At 72.4% G+C, this 25760-nt stretch carries 22 protein-coding genes; 10 read left to right on the top strand and 12 right to left on the bottom strand.

Features of this window, described 5'->3' with window-relative positions:
* The first annotated feature begins 327 nt into the window (after positions 1–327).
* The 3 genes from ABTY62_RS08810 (at position 328) to erm (ending at position 3962) form a co-directional block, all read left to right on the top strand.
* Positions 328–2613, top strand: coding sequence for an MMPL family transporter (locus ABTY62_RS08810; RefSeq protein WP_352128706.1), 2286 nt, complete (start codon positions 328–330; stop codon positions 2611–2613).
* 116 nt (positions 2614–2729) lie between these two features.
* Positions 2730–2882: a hypothetical protein gene (locus tag ABTY62_RS08805; protein ID WP_311723567.1), complete on the top strand. Its 153-nt coding sequence runs from the start codon at positions 2730–2732 to the stop codon at positions 2880–2882.
* Between the two features lie 309 nt (positions 2883–3191).
* On the top strand, positions 3192–3962 hold the full coding sequence (gene erm / locus ABTY62_RS08800) for an ErmE/ErmH/ErmO/ErmR family 23S rRNA (adenine(2058)-N(6))-methyltransferase (RefSeq protein ID WP_352129021.1): 771 nt from the start codon (positions 3192–3194) through the stop codon (positions 3960–3962).
* A 7-nt stretch (positions 3963–3969) separates the two neighbouring features.
* Here erm and ABTY62_RS08795 read toward each other — a convergent pair whose 3' ends face one another.
* Positions 3970–4953: a CDP-alcohol phosphatidyltransferase family protein gene (locus ABTY62_RS08795; RefSeq protein WP_352128705.1), complete on the bottom strand. Its 984-nt coding sequence runs from the start codon at positions 4951–4953 to the stop codon at positions 3970–3972.
* 136 nt (positions 4954–5089) lie between these two features.
* Positions 5090–5767 carry a DUF2218 domain-containing protein gene (locus ABTY62_RS08790; RefSeq protein WP_352128704.1) on the bottom strand — a complete coding sequence of 226 codons (678 nt, stop codon included), beginning with the start codon at positions 5765–5767 and terminating at the stop codon, positions 5090–5092.
* Positions 5768–5880: 113 nt separating this feature from the next.
* Here ABTY62_RS08790 and ABTY62_RS08785 point away from each other — a divergent pair, with 113 nt between their 5' ends.
* Positions 5881–6462 (top strand): TetR/AcrR family transcriptional regulator, encoded by a 582-nt coding sequence (locus ABTY62_RS08785; RefSeq protein WP_352128703.1) that lies wholly within the window; start codon positions 5881–5883, stop codon positions 6460–6462.
* Between the two features lie 46 nt (positions 6463–6508).
* On the opposite strand, the gene ABTY62_RS08780 is transcribed toward ABTY62_RS08785, so the two are convergent.
* From ABTY62_RS08780 to ABTY62_RS08765, 4 genes are all read right to left on the bottom strand, one after another.
* Positions 6509–7342: a putative RNA methyltransferase gene (locus tag ABTY62_RS08780; protein ID WP_352128702.1), complete on the bottom strand. Its 834-nt coding sequence runs from the start codon at positions 7340–7342 to the stop codon at positions 6509–6511.
* An 87-nt stretch (positions 7343–7429) separates the two neighbouring features.
* Positions 7430–8731 (bottom strand): ABC transporter substrate-binding protein, encoded by a 1302-nt coding sequence (locus ABTY62_RS08775; RefSeq protein ID WP_352128701.1) that lies wholly within the window; start codon positions 8729–8731, stop codon positions 7430–7432.
* Positions 8731–9576 carry a carbohydrate ABC transporter permease gene (locus ABTY62_RS08770; RefSeq protein ID WP_352128700.1) on the bottom strand — a complete coding sequence of 282 codons (846 nt, stop codon included), beginning with the start codon at positions 9574–9576 and terminating at the stop codon, positions 8731–8733. The genes ABTY62_RS08775 and ABTY62_RS08770 overlap by 1 nt, the downstream gene beginning before the upstream one ends.
* The gene (locus ABTY62_RS08765; protein ID WP_352129020.1) at positions 9573–10466 is read right to left on the bottom strand and encodes a carbohydrate ABC transporter permease; all 894 of its coding nucleotides are present in this window, start codon (positions 10464–10466) and stop codon (positions 9573–9575) included. The genes ABTY62_RS08770 and ABTY62_RS08765 overlap by 4 nt, the downstream gene beginning before the upstream one ends.
* A 649-nt stretch (positions 10467–11115) precedes the next feature.
* Here ABTY62_RS08765 and ABTY62_RS08760 point away from each other — a divergent pair.
* Complete coding sequence (locus ABTY62_RS08760) at positions 11116–12015, top strand: phosphotransferase enzyme family protein (protein ID WP_352128699.1); 900 nt, start codon at positions 11116–11118, stop codon at positions 12013–12015.
* Positions 12016–12028: 13 nt separating this feature from the next.
* Here the strand turns inward: ABTY62_RS08760 and ABTY62_RS08755 are convergent, their stop codons facing one another.
* The gene (locus ABTY62_RS08755) at positions 12029–12757 is read right to left on the bottom strand and encodes a 3'-5' exonuclease (protein ID WP_311723576.1); all 729 of its coding nucleotides are present in this window, start codon (positions 12755–12757) and stop codon (positions 12029–12031) included.
* 130 nt (positions 12758–12887) lie between these two features.
* Here ABTY62_RS08755 and ABTY62_RS08750 point away from each other — a divergent pair, with 130 nt between their 5' ends.
* The gene (locus ABTY62_RS08750) at positions 12888–13613 is read left to right on the top strand and encodes a FadR/GntR family transcriptional regulator (RefSeq protein WP_352128698.1); all 726 of its coding nucleotides are present in this window, start codon (positions 12888–12890) and stop codon (positions 13611–13613) included.
* On the top strand, positions 13610–14470 hold the full coding sequence (locus tag ABTY62_RS08745; protein ID WP_352128697.1) for an ABC transporter ATP-binding protein: 861 nt from the start codon (positions 13610–13612) through the stop codon (positions 14468–14470). The genes ABTY62_RS08750 and ABTY62_RS08745 overlap by 4 nt, the downstream gene beginning before the upstream one ends.
* On the opposite strand, the gene ABTY62_RS08740 is transcribed toward ABTY62_RS08745, so the two are convergent.
* From ABTY62_RS08740 to ABTY62_RS08725, 4 genes are all read right to left on the bottom strand, one after another.
* Complete coding sequence (locus ABTY62_RS08740) at positions 14416–14940, bottom strand: hypothetical protein (protein ID WP_352128696.1); 525 nt, start codon at positions 14938–14940, stop codon at positions 14416–14418. The genes ABTY62_RS08745 and ABTY62_RS08740 overlap by 55 nt on opposite strands.
* A gap of 35 nt (positions 14941–14975) precedes the next feature.
* Complete coding sequence (locus tag ABTY62_RS08735) at positions 14976–16253, bottom strand: DUF5919 domain-containing protein (RefSeq protein ID WP_352128694.1); 1278 nt, start codon at positions 16251–16253, stop codon at positions 14976–14978.
* A gap of 65 nt (positions 16254–16318) precedes the next feature.
* Positions 16319–17656 (bottom strand): copper amine oxidase, encoded by a 1338-nt coding sequence (locus tag ABTY62_RS08730; protein WP_352128693.1) that lies wholly within the window; start codon positions 17654–17656, stop codon positions 16319–16321.
* 55 nt (positions 17657–17711) lie between these two features.
* Entirely contained in the window at positions 17712–18518 is an 807-nt protein-coding gene (locus tag ABTY62_RS08725) for a Tat pathway signal sequence domain protein (protein WP_352129018.1), read from the bottom strand.
* A 233-nt stretch (positions 18519–18751) separates the two neighbouring features.
* Between ABTY62_RS08725 and glgX the strand changes: the two genes are divergently transcribed.
* The 3 genes from glgX to ABTY62_RS08710 all read left to right on the top strand — a co-directional run bounded on the left by glgX (position 18752) and on the right by ABTY62_RS08710 (position 24725).
* Positions 18752–20881 (top strand): glycogen debranching protein GlgX, encoded by a 2130-nt coding sequence (glgX, locus tag ABTY62_RS08720; protein WP_352128692.1) that lies wholly within the window; start codon positions 18752–18754, stop codon positions 20879–20881.
* Positions 20882–21008: 127 nt separating this feature from the next.
* Positions 21009–23486, top strand: coding sequence for a malto-oligosyltrehalose synthase (gene treY / locus ABTY62_RS08715; RefSeq protein WP_352128691.1), 2478 nt, complete (start codon positions 21009–21011; stop codon positions 23484–23486).
* 141 nt (positions 23487–23627) lie between these two features.
* Entirely contained in the window at positions 23628–24725 is a 1098-nt protein-coding gene (locus tag ABTY62_RS08710; RefSeq protein WP_352128690.1) for a lytic polysaccharide monooxygenase auxiliary activity family 9 protein, read from the top strand.
* A 100-nt stretch (positions 24726–24825) separates the two neighbouring features.
* Here the strand turns inward: ABTY62_RS08710 and ABTY62_RS08705 are convergent, their stop codons facing one another.
* Positions 24826–25758 (bottom strand): LysR family transcriptional regulator, encoded by a 933-nt coding sequence (locus tag ABTY62_RS08705; protein ID WP_352128689.1) that lies wholly within the window; start codon positions 25756–25758, stop codon positions 24826–24828.
* Positions 25759–25760: the final 2 nt, after the last annotated feature.

Raw genomic sequence — 25760 nt, 5'->3', positions numbered from 1 at the left:
GGACCCGCTCCGGCCTGCCCGAAACCCTGACTGATTGACACGGTCATTTCAAGATCCTCGGCCATGTGTGACGTAGGCAACGTTCTTGATTCCAGCGGAGGTTGAGGACCAGACCGGCCGGTGCGGGCCACTTTACGTGTAAGGGGCCTCTTTCTTGGGGGTGGGGATATCCCCCCTCCTTTCGGTGGAGATGACTGCCCGAGGGTTCACCGGACAGCAGGATGGGACGGCACCCCCGCGCCCCATAGCGTCTTGCCCAGGGGGCGGCGGCGAGTCCGTCACCGGGAGATCTGGGGAAAAGGGGACGCCGTGGCGGACACAGGCCACATGGACAGGCCGCACGGAATCGCGGCCCGCATGGGCAGTTGGAGTGCCCGGCACCGGTGGACCGCGGTCGGGGGGTGGGTGCTGCTCGTCATCCTCGCCCTCGCCGTCGGGTCGATGGCAGGGCGGGTGGACGTATCGGGCGGCGAGGGCATGCCCGGCGAGTCCGGGCGCGTCATGAAGCTTCTGGACGACGTCGGCATTGAAGACCCGGCCGGTGAAACCGTGCTCATCCAGGCGAAGGGCAAGGGTGTCACGGCGAGCGACCCGGCGTTCCGCTCCGCCGTCGACGGCGTGATCAAGGCCGTACAGGGCACGGGGCAGGTCACCGAGGTCACCTCGCCGTACGACACGAAGACGATCTCCGCCGACCAGCGGTCCGCGCTGGTCCAGTTCGATATGCGCGGCGACCCCGACAAGGCCGCCGACCACGTCCAGCCCGTGCTGGACGCGGTGGAGAAGGCGCAGGGCGAGCACAAGGACCTGCTGATCGAGCAGTTCGGCGACGCGAGCGGCCAGAAGGCGTTCGACGACGCGTTCGGCGACGACTTCCAGCAGGCCGAGTACTCGGCGCTGCCCGTGGCCCTCGGCATCCTGCTGATCGCCTTCGGCGCGCTGGTGGCGGCCCTGCTGCCGGTCCTGCTGGCGATGACCGCGTTCCTGGCCACCTCCGGTCTGGTGGCGGTGGTCAGCCACGCCGTGCACATGAGCGACACCGCCAACTCCGTGATGCTGCTGGTGGGTCTCGCGGTGGGTGTTGATTACTGTTTGTTCTATCTGCGGCGGGAGCGCGAGGAGCGGGCGGCGGGCCGGGACGCGCAGACCGCGCTGCGGATAGCCGCCGCCACCTCCGGCCGGGCCATCCTCGTCTCGGGCTTCACCGTGATCGTGGCGATGGCGGGCATGCTCTTCACCGGCATCGCCGAGTTCAAGGCGATGGGCCTGGCCACCCTGCTGGTCGTGGCCGTGGCGATGATCGGCTCGGTGACGGTGCTCCCGGCGCTGCTGTCGCTGCTGGGCGAGCGGGTCGAGAAGGGCCGGCTGCCGTTCCTGGGCCGCATCAAGCGGGAGAGCAACGGCGAGAGCCGCTTCTGGCGCGCCGTGCTGAGCCGGGTGCTGCGCAAGCCGATGCTGTCGGTGGCGCTGGCCGGCGGTGTGCTGATCGCCGTGGCCGTCCCGGCCGTGGGCATGAACACCGCGAACCTCACCCTGGACCAGGAGTTCGGCAACTCCCTGCCGATCGTGGCCGCGTACGAGCACATGGACGAGGCCTTCCCCGGCGGTCCCTCCCCGGCCCAGGTGGCCGTCAAGGCCGATGACATCAACGCGGCGCCGGTGCGCGCCGCGATCGAGGACTTCCGTGCCGAGGCGGTCGCCAAGGGCGCTTCCAAGGGCCCGGTGAAGGTGGCGTTCCACGACCGCGAGAACCTCGCCGTCATCGAGGTGCCGCTGACCGGCGGCTCCGACGAGGCCAAGAGCGAGAAGAGCCTGAACATCCTGCGCGACACGGTGCGCCCGGACACGCTCGACAAGGCCGACGGCATCATCGACGCGCCGATCGGCGGCTCCACCGCCATGTCCAAGGACTTCAACGACAAGCTCGGCTCGGCCGTGACGCCGGTCTTCGCCTTCGTCGTCGTCTTCGCCTTCCTGCTGATGCTGATGTCCTTCCGGTCGCTGACGATCGCCATCACCTCGATCGTGCTCAACCTGCTGTCGGTGGGCGCCGCGTACGGCGTCCTCACCGCGATCTTCCAGCACGGCTGGGGCGCGGGCCTGGTCGGCGCGGAGGGGGTCGGCGCGATCGTGTCCTGGCTGCCGCTGTTCCTCTTCGTGATCCTGTTCGGGCTGAGCATGGACTACCACGTCTTCGTGGTCTCCCGGATCCGCGAGGCGCGGATGGCCGGGCGGACCACCAAGGACGCGGTGGTGCACGGCGTGGTCACCACGGCGGGCGTGGTCACCAGCGCCGCCGTGATCATGGTCGCGGTCTTCGCGATCTTCGGCACGCTGTCGATGCAGAGCATGAAGCAGATGGGCGTGGGGCTCGCGGCCGCGGTGCTCATCGACGCCACCATCATCCGCGGGGTGCTGCTGCCGGCCGTGATGTCGCTGCTCGGCGAGCGCAACTGGTACCTGCCGCGCTGGCTCCAGTGGCTGCCGGACCTCACGCACGACGAGCCGGCCGCGGCGGCGGCGCCGGCCGCCGGGGTGGAGCCGGCCGCCGGGGTGGAGCCGGCCGCCGGGGTGGAGCCGGAGCCGGAGCATAAATCGGTTGCGGCCCGCTAGGGGGCGTCCCTACGGTGAACCGGTCGCGTGGCCCTCGTGCCGCGCGGCCGGTTCCGTGTTTTTGGCGGCACGGACGGCAGACAGGAACGACGCACGCGCGCGGAAGGCACTCACCGATGGGATCTCTGATCGGCGCGTTCATCCGCGACTCCCAGGGCTTCGCCCGGGCAGCGTGTGTGAACGCCTCTCTCCTGCTCACCCGCCGCCCGCGGCGCGGCCCCGGTGCCCTGGCCGGCCCGGACGCGCCCAGCGCCTTCCCCAGCCGTTGACCGCTCGCCAGCTCGCCACTGAGCGCTCGACGCCTGTCCGACGCTGAGGCTTTCAGAGCCCCGTAGCTCCGTACCTTCGTAGCTCTGTAGCTCCGTCACTTCGCAGCGGTATCGCCTCCGGCTTCACAGCCCTACGGCTCGCTTCCGCACGCCCTCGGCCAGGGCCCCCGCCAGTCCAGGAATCATTCACTCCGGGACGGGCGGCAGGGCCCGTTCCGTGCTGCTGCCGCCCGCCCGGCTCCGAAAGGACCGCCGGCTGTGGCCCGCAAGCGAACTCCATACCGAAACCCGCGCTATTCCGAACGCGATCTGGCGCGCCGTACGCTCTCGCAGAACTTCCTGGTCGACCCGGCCTCCGTCGCCCGCGTGGTGCGGGCCGCGCGGCCCGGCCCCGGCGACCTGGTGGTCGAGGTCGGCATGGGCAAGGGCGCGCTCACCGCGGCGCTCGCGCCGCACTGCCGCGAGCTCATCGGCTACGAGATCGACCCCCACCTCATCCCCGGCCTGCGGATGCGCCTGGCCGGGCACCCCCATGTGCGCGTGGTGCACCGGGACTTCCTGACCGCGCGGCCTCCGCTGGAGCCCTTCGCGGTGGTCGGCAATGTGCCCTACGCCCGCACCGCCGAGATCGTCGACTGGTGTCTGCGGGCGCCCCGGCTCACCTCGGCCACTTTCCTGACCCAGTTGGAGTACGCCCGCAAGCGCACCGGGGACTTCGGCCGCTGGAGCCTGCTGACCGTACGGACCTGGCCGGATGTCGAGTGGCGGATGTGCGGGCGGGTTCCGCGCGCCGCCTTCCGGCCGGTGCCGAGGGTCGACGGCGGGATCATGCGGCTGACCCGGCGCCCGCGGCCGCTGCTGACGGGCGCGGCCGAGCGGGCCGCGTACGAGCGGCTGGTCGAGCTCGGCTTCTCCGGCGTCGGCGGGACGCTGTACGCGTCGCTGCGCCGCGCGCACCCCGCCCGGCGGCTGGACTCCGCGTTCCGGCGGGCGGGGCTCGGCCGGGATGCCGTGGTGGCGTACGCGACTCCGCGGCAGTGGCTCGTGCTGTTCGAGGAGCTGAGCGGCACGCCTGCCTGAGCGGCGCTCAAGCGGTGGCGCCGAAGGAGTTGAGGGTGCGGGTGAAGTCCCGGGTCGACAGCAGCAGCTTGTAGATGATGGCCAGCTCGAAGACGAGCAGCAGAGCGGCTGAGACGACGGTCCCCGCCACAACCGAGTCCAGGGCCGGCCCGATGATGAACACGCCCATCTGGAACTCGATACCGCTGACGAGATGAGCGCGGACGCGGTGCCGCTGAAGGAACGAGCGGCACCGCGTCCACCAAGGGAAGCGGCGGCGGAACGACCGCTGGAGATCGACGACCACGGGCCCGTCGGGAGCCTCCGGAGCGGTCTCCTGCTTCGGCGCCTCCGCCGCCGTCGCCTCCGTCGTCGTCCCGCGCGCCGCCCCGGCCGCGACGGCACGGTCGTGCTCCACGTCGGCCTGGGGGTTGTCCCTCAGCAGGTCCTCCATGAAGGCCAGCTCGGCCTCGTTGTGCGCCTCGCGGGCCGCCTCCATCCGGGCCTTGATCTGCTCGCGCATCCCGTGCCGGATCTTGAACGTCTCGAGCGAGTTGATATAGCGCAGCGCGTCCAGGGCCGCCACGGCCAGCGCGAGCCAGATGTAGCGCACGTCCCCGGTGCGCTCGTACTGGCCGGCCATCAGCGCGACCGCGCAGACCAGGACCCGGATCCGGTCGAAGACGAAGTCCAGCCAGGCGCCGAAGACCGAGCCGGCGCCGGTCAGCCGGGCCAGCTTGCCGTCCATGCAGTCGAAGATGAAGCTGACGTGGTAGAGCAGGGCGCCGAGCAGCAGCCAGCGCCAGTCCCCCTGCGCGAAGCAGGCGGCGGACCCGAGGCCCACGAGGAACGCGCCCCAGGTGAGCTGGTTCGGGGTGACGCGGGTGTGCATCGCGGTCCAGCGGACCAGTGGTGTGGCGACCGGGTCCACAAGCATGACGGTCCACCACGCGTCGCGCTTCTTCTCGGTGATACGACGTACTTCGGCGAGTGGCGGTATGTCTGCGCGCATGTCCAACTTTCCTGCGTTAGTCAAGAGTTCACTCGACGGTAAGAAGCAGTTAAGAAGGGACACAAGGCAGTCGGGACACAACCTTTCCTCCGCGGTAACGGTCTCCCGGAGGGAGCTGGTCCATGGCATCGGCCTGTCAGGGGTGCGCCCTGGCGGCCTTGCGGCGGCGGATGACCACGGTCGTGATGACAGTGGCCTTGACCGCGACAATGCCGAGGACGGTGACGAGCGCCCAGCTCGACCAGGAGGAGTCCACCAGGGTGCGGCCGGCCGCGAGGTGCGCGGCCAGGACCAGCAGGGCGACGGCGGACAAGGCGATCGCCCTGCCGTGGGCGCGGAGCGGCGACCGTGAGGCGGGGGCGGGTGGACCGCCCGCCACGCCGGGGGCGGCGTCGGCGTCGGCAGCGTCGGGACGATGCCAGGTCACGTGCAGGTTGTCGCGTCTGCCGATCTTCTCGACGCGTGCGGCGATGCCGTCCAGGATGCGCCGCAGATGCTCCTCGCCGTCGGCTCGGGCGCGGAGTGTCAGCCCTTCGGGACCGGCTTCCAGAGCGCACTGCCCGAAGCCGAAGTCGAGGACGCCTTCGGTGTCGGACCATTCCACGTGCCGGAGCCGGGGAGGCGCCCCGCCGCCCGCGTGGGCGCGCGGCCGGTGGCCGGGGATTCCGGTCATCTGGCTGCCGTGTCGGCAGAGTTGGACGAGGTACCGGCTCGCCCGGTCGGTCGGGATGTAGGCCTGCGCGGTCAGCATGTCGCTGCCCGCGTCGCGGGTCGTTTCCCCCGAAGCCCCGGCGTGGGAATGCGGCTGTGTCATGGCGACGCCCTTTCCGTCTCGGCTGCCCGGCAACGCTCATCACAGCTTTTTCGATACACATTGTCGCTGTCAAGTCGAAGCGTCGCGACAGTGGCGCGGCGTACAATGGCGCGGTGCCGAAGCTGTGGAACGAGACGATCGAGGAGCACCGCAATGCGGTGCGCGAAGCGATCCTGCGCACCACCTGGTCACTGGCCACCGAGCAGGGACCCATGTCGGTGACCATGTCGCAGATCGCCGAGAAGGTCGGCATCGGCCGGGCCACGCTCTACAAGTACTTCCCCGACGTCGAGTCGATCCTGAGCGCGTTCCACGAACGCCATGTCGCAAGCCACATCGAGCAGCTTCGCCAACTCCGCGACAGCCTCCCCGACCCGGGCAAAAGGGTTCGGGCGGTCCTTGAGCGCTACGCGCTCATCTCCTACCACCGACGCGGCCAGGGCACCGAGGAACTCTCGGCGCTGCTCCACCGCGGCGAAGCGATCGTCCAGGCACAGCGCGACCTCAGCCGGCTCTTCGAAGATGTGATCGCGCAGGCCGCGGCCGCCCAAGCACTCCGGGACGACATCGCCCCCCGGGAACTCGCCACCTACTGCCTTCACTCACTCACGGCCGCCGCCGACCTGCCCTCGGAAGCCGCGGTCCACCGGCTCGTCGGCCTCACGCTCGCGGGGATGCACACCCCGGCGCGGTGACGGGCGATGCCGCCCGGTCCCGGCCGATCCGCCCGTACCGCCCCTGTCAGGCCGGCCGGTAGACCGCCAGCCGGAAGGACGTGGTCACCCGCAGCGGGGCGGGCAGACGGGCGGCCCGGCGGCGCACTTCGGCCTCGTCGAGGTGGTAGGCGGAGGGCCCCATGGAGACCGCGTTCTCCGCGTCCTCGGTGGTCAGTGCGACCGTACGGTCGCAGGACGCGGTGCGCTCCAGCCGGAAGCGGCCGTCCAGCGTGCGGCGCAGCCGGTCGTCCTTGGCCGCGTCGACCGACAACAGGCCCATGGAGGGACGGAGCTCGGCGAGATGCCGCTCCGTGGGGGTGACCACCAGCAGCGCACCGCCGGGCCGCAGCACGCGGCGGAACTCACCGCCGTTGCGCGGCGCGAACACGTTGAGCAGCACGTCGACCGAGCCGGTCCGGACGGGCAGCGGCCGCCGCAGGTCCCAGCGGGCGGCGCCCGCGCGGGGGTGGGCCCGCCCGGCCCGGCGCAGCGCGTGCTTGGAGGTGTCCAGCGCCAGGCCGACCGCGCCGGGGGCGGCGTCCAGCACGGCGGACAGGTAGTAGCCGGTGCCCGCCCCGGCGTCCAGCACGGTGGAGCCGGGCGGGCACAGCGGCGCGGCGAGCCGCGCGAGGGCGCCCGCGAGACCCGCGTAGTGCCCGGCCCCGAGGAACGCCGCCCGGGCCCGGACCATGGCCGCGGTGTCGGCGCTCGCGGTGGAGGCGCCGCCCACGAGCAGGCTGGCGTATCCCTGGCGGGCGATGTCGAAGGCGTGGCCGCGGGGACAGCCGAGCGACCCGGCGGAGGGACGGAGGCCGTCGCCGCACAGCGGGCACAGCAGGGCGTCGAAGGGTTCGGCCACGGCCGTGACATTAGGCGAGACGATACGTCTCGTGCAACTTGAACCCGGTGCCGACCGCCGCGCCGGCCGCGATGGCGATGGCGATCGCTATCGCTGGTAGCGGGCGAGCACCAGGTTTCCGTCCTTCACCAGCCGGTCTCTCAGCTCCTCCATCCCGATCTCGCCGCCGTAGTACTCCTGAAGCCCCGGTGTCGCGATCTTGTCCTTCCACTCCGGATAGCCCCGGACCGCCTGGGCGGGCGCCGGGCGCAGCGCGCTCGCCAGGGCCGCGCCGGTCGCCCAGCCGTGCTCGCGGGTGCGCAGCGCGGGGTCGGCCAGGGCCCGCGTGCCCGTCGGCAGCAGCCAGTCGCCGCGCGCGAGCCGCACCATGTTGCGCGGCCGGAGGAAGAAGTCGATGAAGCGGGCCGCCTCCTCCTTGTACGGGCTGTCCTGGGCGATGGACAGCGTCTGCGGGCTGACACCCTGCCGCTGCTCTCCCCCGGGCCCGGCGGGCGCCGGGAGAACGGTCCACTCGAAGCCCTCGGGCGCCTGCTGCACGATCTGCTGGCGGTACGAGAAGCCGAGCGGCACCATCGCGTACTTGCCGCCGAAGAAGCCGGGCAGGGTGTCCGAACCGCCCATGCTCAAGGTGGCCCGGGCGCCCGTGCCGTCGGCACCCAGCTGCCGGTGGATGACGGCGGGGACGGCCTGGTCGGCGGCGTCGAAGCGGATGGTGACCTTGTCGTCCGCGCCCCGGTGGAAGACCTGACCGCCGGTGGACAGGGACAGGTTGAGGGTCGCGGAGACGGGCTCCTTGAGCGGCCAGGCCACGCCGTAGGTGCCCTTGCGCGTCAGCCGCTTCGCGGCCTCCTCGAACTCCTCCCAGCTCCAGGGGTCCTCGGCGGTCGGAACGCGCACCCGCGCCCCCTCCAGCAGGGCCCGGTTCGCCATGATCATGCGCGGCTCCTGGAGGAACGGCACGCCGAAGACGCCGTCGCCGAACGTCGCGGTGCGCCAGCTCTCGGGCGGGATGTCCTCCCTGAGGCGCCGGGGCAGCAGGTCGGTGAGGTCGGCGAGCGAGCCCCCGTACGCGAAGTCCGCGAGGTCGTCGGTGGCGTCGTGGATGATGTCGGGCGGATCGCCGCCCTCGAAGGCGGTCAGCAGCTGGTCGTGGACGCCGGTCCAGCTGCCCTGGACGTACTCGACCCGGATCTTCGGATGGGCCTCGTTCCACTCCGCGACCAGTTGCTTGTTCGCGGCCACGGACTCCTGCTGCCAGGCCAGCGACTGGAAGCGGAGGGTGACCGTGCCGTCCGCGGAGCGGCGGCGCCGGTCCGCGGAACAGGCGGGCAGCAGCGCGGCGGAGGCGGGCGCGGCCAGCGCCCCGGCGAGGAAGTGCCTGCGGCGCATCAGTGCTTCACCGCCCCGGCCAGCACCCCGCCCGTGATCCGCCGCTGGATGACGGCGAAGAGGACGAGGGAGGGGATCGTGGCGAGCAGCGCGGCCGCGGCGAGCGGGCCGAGGTCGGCCACGCCCTCCGCGCCGATGAAGTGGGTGAGGATGACCGGCATGGTCTGCTTCTCCGGCGACTTGAGCAGGACCAGGGCGAAGAAGAACTCGTTCCAGGACGTGATGAAGGCGAACAGGGCCGTGGCCACGATCCCCGGGGCGAGCAGCGGGGCGGTCACCGAGACCAGGATCCGCGCCCGGCCCGCGCCGTCCACGGCCGCGGCCTCCTCCAGCTCGCGCGGCACGGCGCGGACGTACCCGGTGAGCATCCACAGCGCGAACGGCAGCGCCCACACCACGTACACCGCCACCAGGCCCGCGAGGGAGTCGATCAGGCGGAGGTTCTTGAGGACCAGAAACAGCGGGATGATCACCAGCACCACCGGAAACGCCTGGCTGACCACGACCCAGCCGGTGGCCGCGCGGGACAGCGCGGACCGGTGGCGGGCCATCACATACGCCATCGGGGTCGCGACGACGACGGCGAACACGGCGGCGCAGGCGGCGGCGACCAGGCTGTTGGCCGCGGCCTGGAGCAGCGGCTGCTCGTCGAACGCCTGGCGGAAGTTGTCCAGGGTGGGGTGGTCGGGGATCCAGCCGGGGTCGAGGGTGGCCAGCTCGCGGGGCGGCTTGAAGGCGGTGGACATCAGCCACAGGAGGGGCAGGACGAGGAAGCCGAGGTAGCACAGCAGCGCGAGGTACTGGCCGGCGCGGGCCGTGCGCTTGGCGGCCGTTTGCCGCTTCACCGGTCTTCTCCCTTCAGCCGCCCGGCCAGATACACGGCGAGCAGCACGGAGACGACCGCGACCAGGACGCAGCCCATCGCCGCCGCGTAGCCGAACTGGCCGTAGCGGAAGGCCTCTTCGTACGCGAAGAGCATCGGCAGCCGGGTGCGGCCCCCGGGGCCGCCGTTGGTCAGGACGTAGACCAGCGCGAAGGAGTTGAGGTTCCAGATGAAGCTCAGCGCGCTGATGGCCAGGGCTATCGGCCTGATGGCGGGCCAGGTGACGGTGCGGAAGCGGCGCCAGGCCCCGGCCCCGTCCACCGCCGCGGCCTCGTGCAGCTCGCGCGGGACATTGGCCAGGCCGGCCAGCAGCGCGACCGTCACCTGCGGCATGCCCGCCCACACGCCGACCACGATGACGGCGGGCAGGGCGGTGGCGGGGTCGCCCAGCCAGTTCTTGTCGGTGCCCAGCGCCTCGTTGAGGACGCCCGCGTCGGGGTGGTAGACCAGCCGCCACATGATGCCGACGACGATCTCCGGCATGGCCCACGGGACGATCGCGAGGGCGCGCGCCAGCCAGCGGAAGCGGAGGTTCTGGTTGAGCAGCAGGGCCAGTCCGAGCGCCAGCAGGAACTGCGGGACCGTCACCCCGACCGCCCACTTGAGCCCGATGCCGAACGACTCCCAGAAGAGCCGGTCCTGGAGCAGGTCCTGGAAGTTGAGCAGGCCGATCCACTGGGTGGGCCGGGTGCGGCCCGACTGGGAGTCGGTGAAGGCCAGCGCGATCCCATAGAGGAGGGGGCCGACGCTGAGGACGAGGATCGGTATGAGGGCGGGCAGGACCAGGAACCACGCGCCGTGGCCCCGCCTCCCGTCCGGTGTTCTGTTGCCCGGCCGCGCCATTGCGGCCATCGATGTCACGGCGAGGGGCTCCTTCAGGCGCGGCAGTACGGCTGAACTGGGGCGCCCGGTGCGGAGGCCCACGTCATCGTGCGGAGGGGGCGCGGCGCAGTCAAGCGTTTGGATCAAGGTGAGGGGTACGGGAGTTGGGCGGCGGGGTTGTTTCCCCACCCCGCCCCTTCCCGATCCGGGGCTCCGCCCCGGCCCCCATCGGGGCTCCGCCCCGACCCCGCTGGGGCTCCGCCCCCGACCCGCTGGGGCTTCGCCCCCGACCCCCATCGGGGCTCCGCCCCCGACCCCCGCTGGGGCACCGCCCCGGCCCCCGCTGGGGCTTCGCCCCCAACCCCGCTGGGGCTCCGCCCCCGACCCCGCTCGGGCTCCGCCCCGGACCCCGCTGGGCCTTCGCCCCCGACCCCGCTGGGGCTCCGCCCCCAACCCCGCTCGGGCTTCGCCCCCGGCCCCGGACGCTCCGTGGCGTGCCCACGAGGCGCAGGGCCGCCCCAGCCCGGAGATGCCCGCCCGGGCCCGTAGCCTGGAGCGCGCCGCGCCGGACCGCGTGATGGGCGCGCTCGGGCGTACGGGGGCCGGGGGCTTGCCCCCGGTCGCGGGAAGGGGCGGGAGGGGCAGAACCCCCACCGCGAACACGTCTGGGAGGCACGGCATGGGGACCACGACGCTCACCGAGGCGCGGGCGCGCGCCGTGCTCGGCGCCGCGCTGCCGCCGTACCGGGCGGGCACCGCCGAGGCCCGGCTGCTGGCGCTCGGCGAGAACGCCGTCTTCGCCGTCGACAGCCTGTCCCTCGTGGTGCGGATCAGCCGCGACCTGGAGGTGTGGGACCGGGCCGCCCGGGAACTCCAGGTCGCCGACTGGCTGGCGCGCGAGGGCCTGCCCGCGGTGCGGCCGGACCGCCGCTACGGCCCGGAGCAGCCCCTCCCCTTCGGGGGCCACCTCGTCACCTACTGGCAGCAGCTCCCCGAGTCCGTACGCCCCGCCGGCCCCCGCGACCTCGCCGAGCTGCTCCTGCTGGTGCACGCCCTGCCCGAGCCGCCCTTCGCCCTGCCCGGCCGTGATCTGCTGGGCGGCGTGGAGCGCTGGCTGCGGCTGGCCGGGGACGCCATCGACCCGGCGGACGCGGCGTATCTGCGCGCCCGCCGGGACGACGCCGCGGCGGCCGCCGCGGAGCTGACCCCCCATCTGCCGCCCGGCCCGGTGCACGGCGACGCGCTGCCGCGCAATGTGCACATCGGCCCAGACGGCCCCGTACTGGTGGACCTGGAGACCTTCTCGTACGACCTGCGCGAACACGACCTCGTCGTCATGGCCCTGACCCGGGACCGCTACGGGCTCGGCCCGGCCGCGTACGACGAGTTCGTGGCGGGCTACGGCTGGGACGTACGGGAGTGGGACGGCTGCGCGGTGCTGCGGGGCGCGCGGGAGATCGCGAGCTGCGCCTGGGTCGCCCAGCACGCGCCGGGCAATCCGGCGGCACTCGCGGAGTTCGGCCGCCGGGTGGCCTCCCTGCGGGACGGCGACCCCACGGTCCGCTGGTACGCGTTCTGAGCGCGGCGGCCGGTCAGCCCGCCACCGCCACCGCCTCGGCCTCGTGGAGCGGCCAGCTGCCGTCGACCACCGCGTCCGCCGTGCCCTTGCGGCGCAGCCAGGCCTGGAAGTCGGCCGCCCATCGGGCGTACCAGACGACCTGCTTGCGGTGCAGGTCCCACAGGTCGAGACCCGCCACCTGGCCGTGCCGCTCCGCGACCGCGTACGCGACGCGGACCGCCGCCAGCGCGTCCGCCCCCGCCTCATGGGCGTGCTCATGAACCACCCCGTACTCCCCGCACACCGCCTCCAGCGTGCGCTTGCCCTTGCGATAGCGGTCGACGGCCCGGTCTATCGTGTACGGGTCCACGACCGGGCCGGTCTCGGCGCCGCCCAGCCGCTCGCCCAGCGAGGGCAGCCCGTGGCGCCGCAACTCGGCGGCGAGCAGGCTCAGATCGAATGCCGCGTTGTACGCGACCACCGGCGCTCCCGCCCGCCAGTGGGCGACCAGCGCCTCCGCTATCTCGTCGGCCACCTCGCGCGCGGGGCGCCCCTCGGCCGCCGCCCGCTCGGTGGTGATGCCGTGCACGGCGACGGCGTCGTCGGGAATGGGCACGCCCGGATCGGCCAGCCATTCGCGCCGCCCGACCGGCTCCCCGCCCCTCACCTCGACCACGGCCGCCGTCACGATCCGGGACTCCCCCGGGTCCGTGCCCGTGGTCTCCAGATCGAATCCGATCAGCAGCTCTCGGTGCCAGCCCATACCGGCCCTCCTTCGTACTTTCCCCCTGGTGTGAACCACCCTCCCACGCACCACTGACAACGCATTGAGTCCTCAGACGTCTGAGGACTCGTGCTAGGGTCCCCGGAACATGATCAGGAGAGGTGGGGGCGTGGCGGCGGAGCCGACCCGGCTGCGGCACGGGCGCGTTGTACCGCAGGTCGAGGGCGCGCTGCGCGACATGCTGCGCGAAGGGCGCTGGGGGCCAGGCGAGCGGCTGCCCAACGAGGTGAAGCTGGCGGCGGAGCTGGGCGTCGGCCGGTCCTCGGTGCGGGAGGCCGTACGGCTGCTGGCCCGGGACGGCCTGCTGGACGTGCGCCACGGCTCGGGCACCTTCGCCGCCCCGACCGCACCAGAGCAGGCCGCACCCGAACAGGCCGAGGCGGCCGGGGAGCCGGATCTGCCCCAGTTGCTGCGCCGCGCCCGGCTGCTGGAGGTCTACGAGGTCCGCAGGGCCCTGGAGGTGGAGGCCGCCCGGCTGGCCGCGCGCCGCACGCGCCCCGAGGACGTCGCCCGGCTCGCGGCGGATCTGAAGCGGCGGCAGGAGTCCGCCGCGGCCGGGCCCGCCGCCTTCGTGGACGCCGATCTGGAGTTCCACCGGACGGTCGTGGAGCTGTCGGGCAACGCCGTGCTGCTCGGGCTGTTCACCTCCGTACTGCCGGTGCTGCGCGAGGCGCTGGTGGAGATGGTGACGTACGAGACCCGGCTGCCCGATCTGTCCCACGCCCACGCGGAGCTGCTGGACGCCCTGGCGCGCGGCGACGCCGCGGCCGCGGTCGCGGCCACCGCCGCCCATCTTGAGTCCGTCATGGCCCTGGTCGAGGAGGAGGTGCGATGATCCGCCCCGCCGTGCTGCGGGCCGAGGACGTGGACGTGGTCCGCGACGGCCGGTATCTGCTGCGGTCGGTGTCGCTGACCGTCCGCGAGGGCGAGCACTGGGCGCTGCTCGGCGCCAACGGCGCGGGCAAGAGCACCCTGCTCGGGCTGCTGGGCGCGCTGACGCATCCCACCCGGGGCACGGTGCAGGTCCTGGGGCACACGCTGGGCCGGGTGGATCTGCGGGAGCTGCGCACCCTCGTCGGCCATGTCGACCCGCGCCATCCGCTGCGCTCCCCGCTGCGGGTGCGGGACGTGGTGCTGACCGGGCTGACCAACACCGTCGAGACCGTGCCGCGCCGGCGGCCCGAGCCCGCCCGGCTGGAGCAGGCCGAGCGGCTGCTCGACACACTGGGGATGGGCGCCCGGCGCGACGCCCTGTGGCCCACCCTCTCCCAGGGCGAGCGCGGCCGGGTGCTGATCGCCCGCGCGCTGATGCCCCGCCCGCGCCTGCTGCTGCTCGACGAGCCGGCCACCGGTCTCGACCTGGCGGCGCGCGAGCAGCTGCTGGACAGCCTGGACGCGCTGCGGCACGACCATCCGGGGCTGGCCACAGTGCTGGTGACGCACCATCTGGAGGAGCTGCCCGCGAGCACCACACACGCGCTGCTGCTGCGCCAGGGGCGCGCCCTGGCCTCCGGGGCGGCCGACGAGGTGGTCACCACGGAGCGGATCAGCGACTGCTTCGGCCATCCCGTCCGTATCACCCGCACCGACGGCCGCTGGGCGGCCCGCACCGGCCGGTCCCGTACCGGCGGCCCGGCTCAGCCGGCCACCAGGGCGGCCATGGCCGCCGCCGACGCGGGGGCCAGCCGATAGATGCCCCGCACGCTGTGGGAGCGCTTCAGCTCGCCCTCTTCGACGTGCTTGATGCGGCGCTCGCCCCGCCGGGAGCGGTAGGTCAAGGAGGCCAGGAGGCCGGGCGGCACCGCCCGGTCGAACCGCAGGGGCGAGCCGGGCGGGCCCAGCAGCACCTCACTCACCCCGCCCCCGGCCTTCAGCGCCCGCCAGCGCAGCACCCGGGCATAGTCCTCGTCGGTGGTGAGCTCGCCGACCGTGTCGTACGGAAGGATCCGGCCGACCTCCATGCGGCCCAGCACCCACAGCCGCTTGCGGAAGGCGCGCACGGGGTAGATGTGGTCGCCTTCCTTGACCCCGGCGCGTACAAAGCTGGGCATCGACTGGAACGGCCCGCCGAAGAGGATCACCAGGCGCTCGCCCTGGTACCCCTCCTTCTTGAGGTACGCGCACAGGTCGTTGGTCCACAGCATGGTGTAGGCATCCGGCATGCCGGGAGGCTAGCCGCAGCCACTGACAACGCTGCTCAGGACACCGGCCGGGAGTCCGCCCACACGCTCTCGAACTCCTCGCGGTAGGTGCCGAAGAGCCCGTTCTCGCCGTCCCGGCTCATGTCGTGCCCGTCCCGCAGCACATCATGGCCGCGCCCGCCGCCGCGCAGCACCAGCACCGGGGCCTCGATGCCCCGGGCCTTGCGCAGATACGACTGGACGACGGCCAGGCCGTCCGCGCCGTCCCCGTTGACCAGGTAGGCGGTGAAGCGGGGGGTCTCGTCGAAGACATGGATCTCGAACGCGCCGGGGTCGCGCAGCCGGGCCCGCACCCGTCGCATGTGGAGGATGTTCATCTCCACCGACCGGCTCATCTCGCCCTTCTTCAGCCCCAGCTCGCGCTCGCGCCGCCGTACCGCGCTGCTGGCCGGGTTGAGGAACAGCAGCCGGGCCCGGCAGCCGGATTCGGCCAGCCGGACCATCCGGCGGCCGGAGTAGTTCTGAACCAGGAGGTTGAGCCCGATGCCGACGGCGTCGAGGCGGCGGGCGTTGCCGAAGAGGTCCTCGACGGGCAGCTGCCGCTGGAGCCGCACCCGGTCGGAGTGGACCCCGACGACATCCGCGTACCGGTCCCCCACCAGGTCCTCGACGGCGTCGATGGGCAGCCGGTCGGCGGAGGGGGTGCCGGTGCCGCTGCCGAGGATGTCCAGGAGCCGGGCGGAGGCGCGCTCGGCCTGGGCCAGCACGGTCACGGACAGGGCGCGGTTGCGGGAGACGACGTTACGGGCCACCTCCAGCTCGTCGAGGGCCAGCTCCACCTCGCGCCGGTCGTCCAGGTACGGCTCGAAGCACGGCCAGTGCTGGACGAGGAGTTCGCGCAGCTGCGGCAGGGTGAGGAAGCTGAGGACGTTGTCGTCCGCCGGGTCCAGCAGATAGCCCTTGCGGCGGCTCACCTCCCGCACGGCGACCGCGCGCTGCACCCACTCCTGCCCGGCCGGCCCGGCCGCGGCGACGACCCAGTCGTCGCTGTGCACCGGCTCGTAGATGGGGCGGAGCACCGCGGCCACGACCGCGCGCAGCCGCTGCTCGACGAGGTTCAGCCAGATGTAGGCCCGCCCGGCCCGGCGTGCGCGGGTGCGCACCTCGGCCCAGGCGTCGGCGCCCCAGTCCAGTTCCGCTCCGATCTCCACCGGCTGTACCAGGGACACCGCACCGGGGGGTGTGTCGGTGGCGCTGTCTCCCCCGGGAACCGCGTCCCCAGAGGGCAGCTCCAGCCCGCCCGAGCTCACCTGCGCACCGCCTTCCGCCCCCATCCAACGATCACCGCAGACTACTGCGGAGGACGGGGGCGGTGCAGCTCGATCGATCGAGCTTACGGTCAACCTGCTTGTTGTGTATTGCCGTTGTGATCGGACAGTGCAGAAGGCGTGAGCGGATTCATAGCGGTCACGTCTCGCGGGGCGAGCTGGAAGCCCTGCCAGTGCACCGGCATGGGCTCCTGGTCCTCATCGCGGGCGATGTGGTGGAAGCCGATGTTGACCCACACGATGGGGTGCTTGAGGGTCTGGCCGTCCACCCACTTGTCGACGCTCTTGCCCGCGCCGGCGCCGCAGTTGCGGATGTTGTGGCTGGCGAACTGCTCACACTTCTTGTACTCGGTGAAGTAGACGTCGTGCTTGGTGTAGCTACGGCCGGGGAACTTGCTGGTGTGGCCGGGCACGATCTCGTAGCTGCGCGGGTGACCGTCCTTGTTCTTGCCCGTGTCGGACACGACCCGCCACCAGCGCTGCGCGGCCGCGTCCCCGGCCAGCTCCTTGGTGACCTTGGTGCGGGTGGTCTTGGTCTTGGGCTTCTGCCCGGAGGCCGTGGTGGTCTTGGAGTCGTACTGCTCGATCCTGCTCTTCGGGGAGCCGTCGAGGCCGAAGTTCAGCCGCCAGAAGACGTTGTGGGCGTGGCTGGTGGCGTAGTCCTTGGCGCCCTTGCCGATCGGCCAGCCGCGGCCGTCGCCCGCGTCGTAGTCGACCGGGGAGAGCGTGCCGGTGGCGCCGACCTGCATGGTCATGGTGCCGTCGCCGGAGAACCGCCACTCGGTGATGTACTCGTACCAGCCGACCATGTTGACGGTGTAGAGGAGCAGGTCCTTGCCCTGGAGCTGGTAGACCTTGTTGCCGTCCTGGCCGCCGCCGCCCATGCGGTAGGCGTGGCCGCGGGCGCGGGTGGTGGCGCACAGACCCTTCACATCCGGGTTGTCCGGGTCCCATGCGCCGGGGACGCGGACGGTCTTGATGGTGCCGCCGGGGCACTCGGCCGGGTCGAGCTGCTGGAGACCCTGGGCGAAGGACTGCCCGGTGAGGTCGTCGTACTCATTGGTGCCGTCGTCGTACGGCACATGGATCTGGGCGAGTTTGGCGCTGGTCAGCACCTTGATGGGGGCGGCCTCGCCCTTGGGCTGGTACGAGACGTCGTCGAGCACGAGCCCGGCCTTGCTCTCGTAGTGCCAGCACATCCGCCAGGTGGTGCCGCCGTCCAGCTTCTGTTCGATCCGGTACGGGGCCGAGCAGTCGGCGGCCGCGACCGGGGCCTTGGCGGGCGCCTTGGGGGCGGCCTGGGCGGATCCGGCCGGACCGGCCGCGACGCCCGTGACCCCGATCAGCGCGGAGGCGCCGAGGGCCGCCGCGACCCGGGCGCGGGCTCGGCGGAGCCTTCTTTCAGGCATGGTGGAACTCCTGTGGTGAACGTAAAGGTGTGCGAAAGGGAGCGCGCCGGGGGCGTCAGCCCAGCCGGTGGACGCTGCGGGCGCTCAGGTCGATCACCATCTGCCGGGTGTCGATCCACTGCCCGTTGACGACCTTGGTGAACAGCCGTATGCAGCGGTGGGTGCCGCAGTCCGCGAGGGCGGCCGGCCCGGCGTTCTCCTCGTCGACCCGGTAGACGAAGCCGGTGACCGTCAGCTGGTCGGGGCCGGTCAGCGCCCTGCCGGTGGCGTCCTTGTAGTCCCGCTTGAGGCCGTCGCCGAGCTTGTCGGCGATCAGCAGGCGGGCGGCCTCGCGTGCCTCGTCGCGGGTGGGCGGCGGCTGCACGCCGTGCTGGGTGTCGGTCTCCACGACCTTGCCGGAGTCGAGGTCGACGGTCTTGGTGACGTAGCTGTCGCCCTTGTAGTCGTAGTACGAGACCTCGGCGCGGCGCGGCGGAGCGGCCTCGGCCGCCTCCTCCGGAGACAGCTCCGCGAGGTCGGTGGCCAGCTGCTGTGGGCCCTTGCCGCCGGTGACGTTCTCGCTGCTGTCGCGGAAGCCACGGGTCAGCGCGAGCTGCTCGGCGCGCTTCATCTCGTCGCCCGTGAGCGGGTCGCGGCCGGTGCCCTTCTTCCCCTGGGCGGGGGCGGACTCCACGACGGCGGGCTGCGGCCGCCCCGACTGGCTCTGCTCGGCCGTCGAGCCCTGCGGGCCGCCTTCGCGCCCCGCGGCCGCGCCCTTCTCCTGGCCGGACGCGTTACTCGGCAGCGTCACCCCCACCATCACCGCGGTGGCGGTGACCGCGATGGCCGCACCTGCCACCACCTTTCCCAGGTGGCGGTGCATCATGTTGCGCACATTCTCCCCCAAACACCCCTCAGGTCGCATGGGACCGCATACCGGGAGATCCAGTATGCGGAGTCACCCGGTAGGACGAACCGATCTGACCGTAGGTTGCCTCCGTTTCAGCGAATTTGGAGCGAAACCGCTACCCCAGGGCGTCAGTTGGGCAAGGATTTCCTCTCGTGCGGTGCCAGGGGTGCTCGCGGCCCCCCGGGAAGAAGTGGAAGAGTCGACGCATGCAGGTCTGGCCGGGACAGGCTTACCCCCTGGGCGCCACCTACGACGGCGCCGGAACCAACTTCGCGGTCTTCTCGGAGGCCGCCGTGCGGATCGAGCTGTGCCTACTGCACGAGGACGGCTCGGAGACCGCGGTGGAGCTGCGCGAGACCGACGCCTTCGTACGCCACGCCTATCTGCCGGGGATCATGCCCGGACAGCGGTACGGGTTCCGGGCCCACGGCCCGTACCAGCCGGAGCGCGGCCATCGGTGCAACTCCGCCAAGCTGCTGCTCGACCCGTACGCCAAGGCGGTCAGCGGGCAGGTCCGCTGGGGCGAGGAGGTCTACGGCTATCACTTCCAGCGGCCCGAGAAGCGCAACGACCTCGACTCGGCCCCGCACACCATGGCCTCGGTCGTCGTCAACCCGTACTTCGACTGGGGCGACGACCGGCCGCCGCGCACCGACTACCACCGCACCGTGATCTACGAGGCCCATGTCAAGGGCCTCACCATGCTCCACCCCCGGCTGCCGGACGAGCTGCGCGGGACGTACGCGGCGCTCGCGCACCCCGCGATCATCGAGCACCTGACGGAGCTGGGCGTCACCACCCTGGAACTGATGCCGGTGCACCAGTTCGTGCACGACCACCGGCTGGCCGACGCGGGACTGTCGAACTACTGGGGCTACAACACCATCGGGTTCTTCGCCCCGCACAACGCGTACGCCTCCTGGGGCGACCGGGGACAGCAGGTGCTGGAGTTCAAGTCGGCCGTACGCGCCCTCCACCAGGCCGGCATCGAGGTGATCCTCGACGTCGTCTACAACCACACCGCCGAGGGCAACCACCTGGGGCCGACGCTGTCCTTCCGGGGCCTGGACAACGCCTCGTACTACCGGCTGAGCAGCGACCGGCGGTACTACATGGACACCACCGGCACCGGGAACTCCCTGCTGATGCGCAGCCCGCACGTGCTTCAGCTGATCATGGACTCGCTGCGCTACTGGGTGAGCGAGATGCGGGTCGACGGCTTCCGCTTCGATCTGGCGGCCACGCTGGCCCGGCAGTTCCACGAGGTGGACCGGCTGTCCTCGTTCTTCGACCTGGTGCAGCAGGACCCGGTGGTCAGCCAGGTGAAGCTGATCGCCGAGCCCTGGGACGTCGGCGAGGGCGGCTACCAGGTGGGGAACTTCCCGCCGCTGTGGACCGAATGGAACGGCAAGTTCCGCGACACGGTGCGCGACCTGTGGCGGGGCGAGCCGCGCAAGCTCGCCGAGTTCGCCTCCCGGCTGACCGGCTCCTCCGACCTCTACCAGGGCGACGGGCGGCGGCCGCTGGCCTCCGTCAACTTCGTCACCTGCCACGACGGCTTCACCCTGCGCGACCTGGTCTCGTACGACAAGAAGCACAACGAGGCCAACGGCGAGGGCAACCAGGACGGTGAGAGCTACAACCGCTCCTGGAACTGCGGGGTCGAGGGCGAGTCCGACGACCCGGCGGTGCGGGCGCTGCGCGAGCGCCAGATGCGCAACTTCATCGCCACCCTGATGCTCTCCCAGGGCGTGCCGATGCTCAGCCACGGCGACGAGTTCGCGCGCACCCAGCACGGCAACAACAACGCGTACTGCCAGGACAGCGAGGTGTCCTGGGTGCACTGGCCGGACCGGCATAACGAGGCGGACGCGCCGGCCCTGGAGCTGCTGCGCTTCGCCCGCTCGCTGATCTGGCTGCGCCGCGACCACCCGGTCTTCCGGCGGCGGCGCTTCTTCCACGGGCGGCCGGTGGAGGGCACCCACGACGAGCTGTCGGACATCGCCTGGTTCACGGCCGAGGGCGAGGAGATGCGGCAGCGCGACTGGCAGGCGGCCCACGCCAAGTCGCTGACGGTCTTCCTCAACGGCAACGCCATCTCCGAGCCGGGGCCGCGCGGGGAGCGGATCACCGACGACTCCTTCCTGCTGATGTTCAACGCGCACCACGAGCCGCTGGACTTCACGGTGCCCATCGACCACGGCAAGCAGTGGCAGGTGATCGTGGACACCTCGCTGCCGGAGGGCGTGGAGCCCGGCAGCGGCGCGAAGGTCGCGGCGGGCGACCGGCTGACCCTGGTGGACCGGAGCCTGCTGGTGCTTCAGCGGCCCGCTTAGCCCCGTGGGCCGGTTGTGCTTACGGAGGGGGACGGGGCCGGTTCCCGTTTCGGCGAAGAAACCCTCGTACGAGTGTTTGGCGGCTGCCCCGATCTGATGCCGGGTGCGTTGTGGGTACGTACGTTCTATGACGTCCGACCGCACCGCGCCCGGGGCCGCCGCCCCGACCGCCACCTACCGGCTACAGCTCCAGCCCGCCTTCCCCTTCGGGGCGGCGCGCGAGGCCGTGCCCTATCTGGCCTCGCTCGGCGTGTCCCATCTGCATCTCTCGCCGGTGCTGGAGGCCGTGCCCGGCTCCACACACGGCTATGACGTGGTCGACCACTCGGCCGTGCGGGCGGAGCTGGGCGGCGAGGAGGGGCTGCGCGCCCTCGCCCGCGCCGCGCGCGACCATGGGCTCGGGCTGATCGTCGACATCGTCCCCAACCACATGGCGGTGCCCGCGCCGGAGCGGCTCAACCAACCGCTGTGGGAGGTGCTGCGGGACGGCCCCGCCTCGGCATACGCGCGGTGGTTCGACATCGACTGGGGCCGGCACGGCGGCAAGGTGCTGCTGCCGGTGCTCGGCGGCCCGCTCGGCGACAAGCTGGCGGAGCTGCGGGTCGAGGGCGACGTGCTGCGCTACCACGACCACGAGTTCCCGCTGCGGCCCGGCACCGAGGAGACGCCGCTGCCCGCGCTGCTGGACCGGCAGTGGTACCGGCTGGGCTGGTGGCGGCTGGCGCGTACGGAGCTGAACTACCGGCGCTTCTTCACCATCTCCGAGCTGGTCGCGGTGCGGGTCGAGGACCCCGAGGTCTTCGCGGCGACCCACGGAAAGCTGCTGGAGCTGATGCGCGACGGAGTGATCGACGGGCTGCGGGTGGACCATCCGGACGGCCTCGCCGACCCGGAGGGCTATCTGCGGCATCTGGACCGCGAGGTGCGGGCCGCGGCGGGCGGCGGCCGGTGGACCGTCGTGGAGAAGATCCTCGGCCGGGGCGAGCCACTGCCCGCGCGCTGGCCGGTCGCCGGGACCACCGGCTATGACGCGCTGCACCACATCGACGGCCTTTTCGTCGACCCGGGCGGGCTGGCCGAGCTGACCGCGCTCTACCGTGCCTTCGCCGCACCCCCGGAGGACCTGGGCGGCGACTGGCCGGCCACCGTGCGGCGCGCCGCGCGGCGCGTGGTGACCCATGAGCTGGCCGCCGAGGTGGAGCGGCTGACGCGCTCGGCCGTGAAGATCTGCGCGCCCGACCCCGCCCTGCGCGACCACGCGCCCTGGGCGCTGCGCACGGCGATCCACGAGCTGCTGGTGCGGCTGCCGGTCTACCGCCCGTATGTCTCGCCTGACGCCCCGGCGGCGCGGGCGGACGCCGAGATGCTGACCCGGGCGGCGGAGGACGCGCGGGGAGCGTTCGCGGTGCCGGAGGAGGCGCGGGCGGTGTTCACGGTGCGGGACGCGGCGCTCGGCAGACTGGGGGACGGGCCGCACCACCGCGACTTCTGCGCGCGCTTCGCGCAGACCGCCGCCGCGCTGCGCGCCAAGTCGGTCGAGGACACCGCCTTCTACCGCTACGCCCCGCTGCTCTCGGCGGCGGAGGTCGGCGGCGACCCGGGGCACCCCGCCGTCTCCCCCGCGGAGTTCCACGCGTTCGCCACCCGGCTCCAGGCCGACTGGCCCACGACGGGCACGGTGCTGTCCACACACGACACCAAGCGCAGCGCTGACGTGCGGGCGCGGCTCGCGGCGCTGTCGGAGTGCCCGGAGCGCTGGGAGCGGCTGCTGGCGGCGGTGGACGCGGAGGAGCGGGAGGCGCCGGGCTCCGCGGCGGCTCCCGATGCCCATCTGGTGTGGACGGCGTGGCAGACCGCGGTGGGCCTGGGCTCCGCGGACGGCGAGCGGCTGGTCCCCGCGCTGCTCAAGTCGGTGCGGGAGGCGGGGCTGCGGACGACGTGGACCGAACAGGACCCGGCGTACGAGGAGGAGGTCGCCGCCTGTCTGAAGGCGGGCCCGTGCGACCCCGGCCATGCGGCCTGGGCGGCGCTGGGCGGCGCGCTGGACGGCCCCGCGCGCGCCAACGCGCTGGGCGCGGCGCTGCTTCAGCTGACCATGCCGGGCGTGCCGGACCTCTACATGGGCACCGAGCACAGCTATGCCGCGCTGGTCGACCCCGACAACCGCCGCCCGCCCGAGCCGCGCCCCGAGCTGCTCGCCCAGCTGGACGCCGGGCGCGGGCCTGACGGGCCGTCGGCCGAGAAGCTGCTGCTGACCGCGGCGGCCCTGCGGCTGCGGAGGCGCCGGCCCCGGAGGTTCGGGCCATCGGGCGCGTACATCCCGCTGGCCGCCGAGGGCCCGGCGGCCACACACTGCGTGGCCTTTCTGCGGACGGACGGCCGGGGCGAGGGCGAGGGTGAAGACGGGGGCGGGGGCGGCGGGGCGGTCACCGCCGTCACCCGGCTGTCGCGGCGGCTCGCCGAGGCGGGTGGCTGGCGGGGCACGGCGCTGCCGTTGCCGCCGGGGCGCTGGCGCGATCTGCTGACCGGGCGGGCGGCCGAGGGCAGCAGCCCGCTCGGCGAGCTCTTCGGCCAACTTCCGGTGGCCCTGCTGATCCGTAACTGACGGTCCGCCAGAACTCGTGCTGCGTTCGCGGCCTAAAGCATTTACACGTACTCCGGACGGCGCTACCTTCACAAAGTAACTTGGGAGCGCTCCCATACGACGGTTCCTGACCCGTTCGCGTCGAAGGGAAGAAGAAGCGCAATGCCACGACGATTGATGGCTCTCGCACGTCCCGCTCGCCCGCCGGGCCCCTCCCGCGCCCGCCGGTCCGTTCTGCTGGTCCTGCTCGGTGTGCTGCCCGCCCTCGGGCTGGTCTTCTTCGGTGGCGGCAGCGCCTCCGCGCACGGCGCGCCGATGGCACCGGGCAGCCGCACCTATCTGTGCTGGAAGTACAGCCTGTCCAGCACCGGAGAGGTCAAGCCGACCAACCCGGCCTGCAAGGCCGCGTTCGACAAGAGCGGGGCAACCCCGTTCTACAACTGGTTCGCGGTGCTGCGTTCGGACGGGGCCGGCCGGACCAAGGGCTTCATCCCGGACGGCCAGCTGTGCAGCGGCGCGGCCACCGTCTACAACTTCTCCGGCTTCGACCTGGGCAGCAACGACTGGCCGGTGACCCATCTGACCGCCGGCAAGTCGATGCAGTTCACCTACAACTCCTGGGCCGCGCACCCCGGTTCGTTCCGCAGCTACGTCACCAAGAACGCGATCGACCCGACGAAGCCGCTCACCTGGAACGACCTGGAGGACCAGCCGTTCAACACGGTGACGGACCCGCCGCAGTCGGGCCCGGTCGGCACGGTGGACGGCAAGTACACCTGGACCGCCAATCTGCCCTCGGGCAAGAGCGGCCGCCACATCATCTACACCGTCTGGACCCGCTCGGACAGCCAGGAGACCTTCTACAGCTGCTCCGACGTGGTCTTCGACGGCGGCAACGGTGAGGTGACGGTGCCGGGCGCCTCCAGCGGCGGCAGCGACCCGACCAACCCGCCGACGGCCAAGTGCACCGCCTCCCAGAAGACCACCAGCACCTGGAACGGCGGCTACCAGGCCGAGGTGACGGTGGCCAACACCGGCGCCACCCCCATCTCCTCCTGGATGGTCGACTGGACACTGCCATCCGGGCAGCGGGTGGACAGCGTCTGGAACGGCAAACTGACCGCCACGGGCTCGGCCGCATCGGTGACCAACGCCGACTGGAACGGCTCCTTGGCGGCCGGGGCGTCGACGACCTTCGGCTATGCGGCCAGTGGCGGCTCACCCGACGCGGCGGCCGCGCCGATCTGCATGGTGCACTGACCCGATCCCACGCAGCGCGCCGACCCGCACGGCTCGCTGCCCCGACCCGAACCGATCCGCACGGTGCCCTGATCCGCTCCTCCGCCCTGTCAGGTGCACCTCACCCAGCCGGTCTGCCGCCCCCTTCCCCCTCGTGGGCGGCAGGCCGGCCTTTCCCCGTCCGCCCCCACCACCGCCGGTCCAGCAGTCCGACGAAGGAGGCCGCGGCCCCGGTGAGTTCGACCCGGGAGAACGCGGTCAGCTCGCGCCGCCAGGGCGGATCCAGCGGCAGCACCGCGCAGTCGTACCCCGCGGCCACATGCGCCGGGGCGATGAGCACCCCCGCCCCTGCCGCGGCCAGCCGCACGGCGGTCGAGGTGTGTTCGGTGTGGGCGCCGGTACGAGGGGTGAAGCCCGCCTGCTCACAGGCCAGGTCCAGAAAGCGCCGCCCCTCGACCATCGGCTCCAGCGCACATCGCACCCAGTCCCGGTCCGCCAGCTCGGCCAGCCGCACGGACTCCTGCTTCGCCAGCGGGTCGTCCGGCTCCACGACCACCACCAGCTCCTCCTCGCCCAGCGACACCACGGGCCCCTGCCACGCCTTGGGGCGGTGACCGACCGCGACATCCGCCACCCCTCGCTCCATGCGCTCCCGCAGCTCCTCGCCGGTGGCGTACTCGTGCACCACCAGGCACACCTGCCCATGACCGCGCCGCCAGCGCGCGAGGACCTCGGGGAGCACCCCGATGGCGAACGCGTGCAGGGTGGCGATATGCAGCTCACCGCCCGCCGCCCCGGCCGCCGCCCGCGCGGCGCGGCGGGCCTGCCGGGCGCTGCGCACCGCGAACTCGGCGTGCGGAAGGAACGCCCGGCCCATGGGCGTCAGCCGCACTCCGCGCGGCAGCCGCTCCAGCAGCGCCCCGCCGACCTCCCGCTCCAGGGCCTTGATCTGGTGGGAGAGCGCGGACTGGGTGACGCCCAGCAGCTCGGCGGCATGGGTGAAGGACGCCTCCTCGACCACGGCCACGAGATATTCCATCTGACGCAGACTCATCG

Source organism: Streptomyces sp. NPDC097640, from assembly GCF_040302705.1.
GTDB lineage: Bacteria > Actinomycetota > Actinomycetes > Streptomycetales > Streptomycetaceae > Streptomyces.
The sequence above is the reverse complement of the archived record's forward strand: the minus strand, read 5'-3'. Positions and strand labels throughout refer to the sequence as shown.

Coding starts and splice junctions, on each gene's coding strand:
- ABTY62_RS08810 (WP_352128706.1), top strand. CDS start 328: ATGGACAGGCCGCACGGAATCGCGGCCCGCATGGGCAGTTGGAGTGCC.
- ABTY62_RS08805 (WP_311723567.1), top strand. CDS start 2,730: ATGGGATCTCTGATCGGCGCGTTCATCCGCGACTCCCAGGGCTTCGCC.
- ABTY62_RS08795 (WP_352128705.1), bottom strand. CDS start 4,953: ATGCGCGCAGACATACCGCCACTCGCCGAAGTACGTCGTATCACCGAG.
- ABTY62_RS08790 (WP_352128704.1), bottom strand. CDS start 5,767: ATGACACAGCCGCATTCCCACGCCGGGGCTTCGGGGGAAACGACCCGC.
- ABTY62_RS08775 (WP_352128701.1), bottom strand. CDS start 8,731: ATGCGCCGCAGGCACTTCCTCGCCGGGGCGCTGGCCGCGCCCGCCTCC.
- ABTY62_RS08765 (WP_352129020.1), bottom strand. CDS start 10,466: ATGGCCGCAATGGCGCGGCCGGGCAACAGAACACCGGACGGGAGGCGG.
- ABTY62_RS08760 (WP_352128699.1), top strand. CDS start 11,116: ATGGGGACCACGACGCTCACCGAGGCGCGGGCGCGCGCCGTGCTCGGC.
- ABTY62_RS08755 (WP_311723576.1), bottom strand. CDS start 12,757: ATGGGCTGGCACCGAGAGCTGCTGATCGGATTCGATCTGGAGACCACG.
- ABTY62_RS08745 (WP_352128697.1), top strand. CDS start 13,610: ATGATCCGCCCCGCCGTGCTGCGGGCCGAGGACGTGGACGTGGTCCGC.
- ABTY62_RS08740 (WP_352128696.1), bottom strand. CDS start 14,940: ATGCCGGATGCCTACACCATGCTGTGGACCAACGACCTGTGCGCGTAC.
- ABTY62_RS08735 (WP_352128694.1), bottom strand. CDS start 16,253: ATGGGGGCGGAAGGCGGTGCGCAGGTGAGCTCGGGCGGGCTGGAGCTG.
- ABTY62_RS08730 (WP_352128693.1), bottom strand. CDS start 17,656: ATGCCTGAAAGAAGGCTCCGCCGAGCCCGCGCCCGGGTCGCGGCGGCC.
- ABTY62_RS08725 (WP_352129018.1), bottom strand. CDS start 18,518: ATGCACCGCCACCTGGGAAAGGTGGTGGCAGGTGCGGCCATCGCGGTC.
- glgX (WP_352128692.1), top strand. CDS start 18,752: ATGCAGGTCTGGCCGGGACAGGCTTACCCCCTGGGCGCCACCTACGAC.
- treY (WP_352128691.1), top strand. CDS start 21,009: ATGACGTCCGACCGCACCGCGCCCGGGGCCGCCGCCCCGACCGCCACC.
- ABTY62_RS08710 (WP_352128690.1), top strand. CDS start 23,628: ATGCCACGACGATTGATGGCTCTCGCACGTCCCGCTCGCCCGCCGGGC.
- ABTY62_RS08705 (WP_352128689.1), bottom strand. CDS start 25,758: ATGAGTCTGCGTCAGATGGAATATCTCGTGGCCGTGGTCGAGGAGGCG.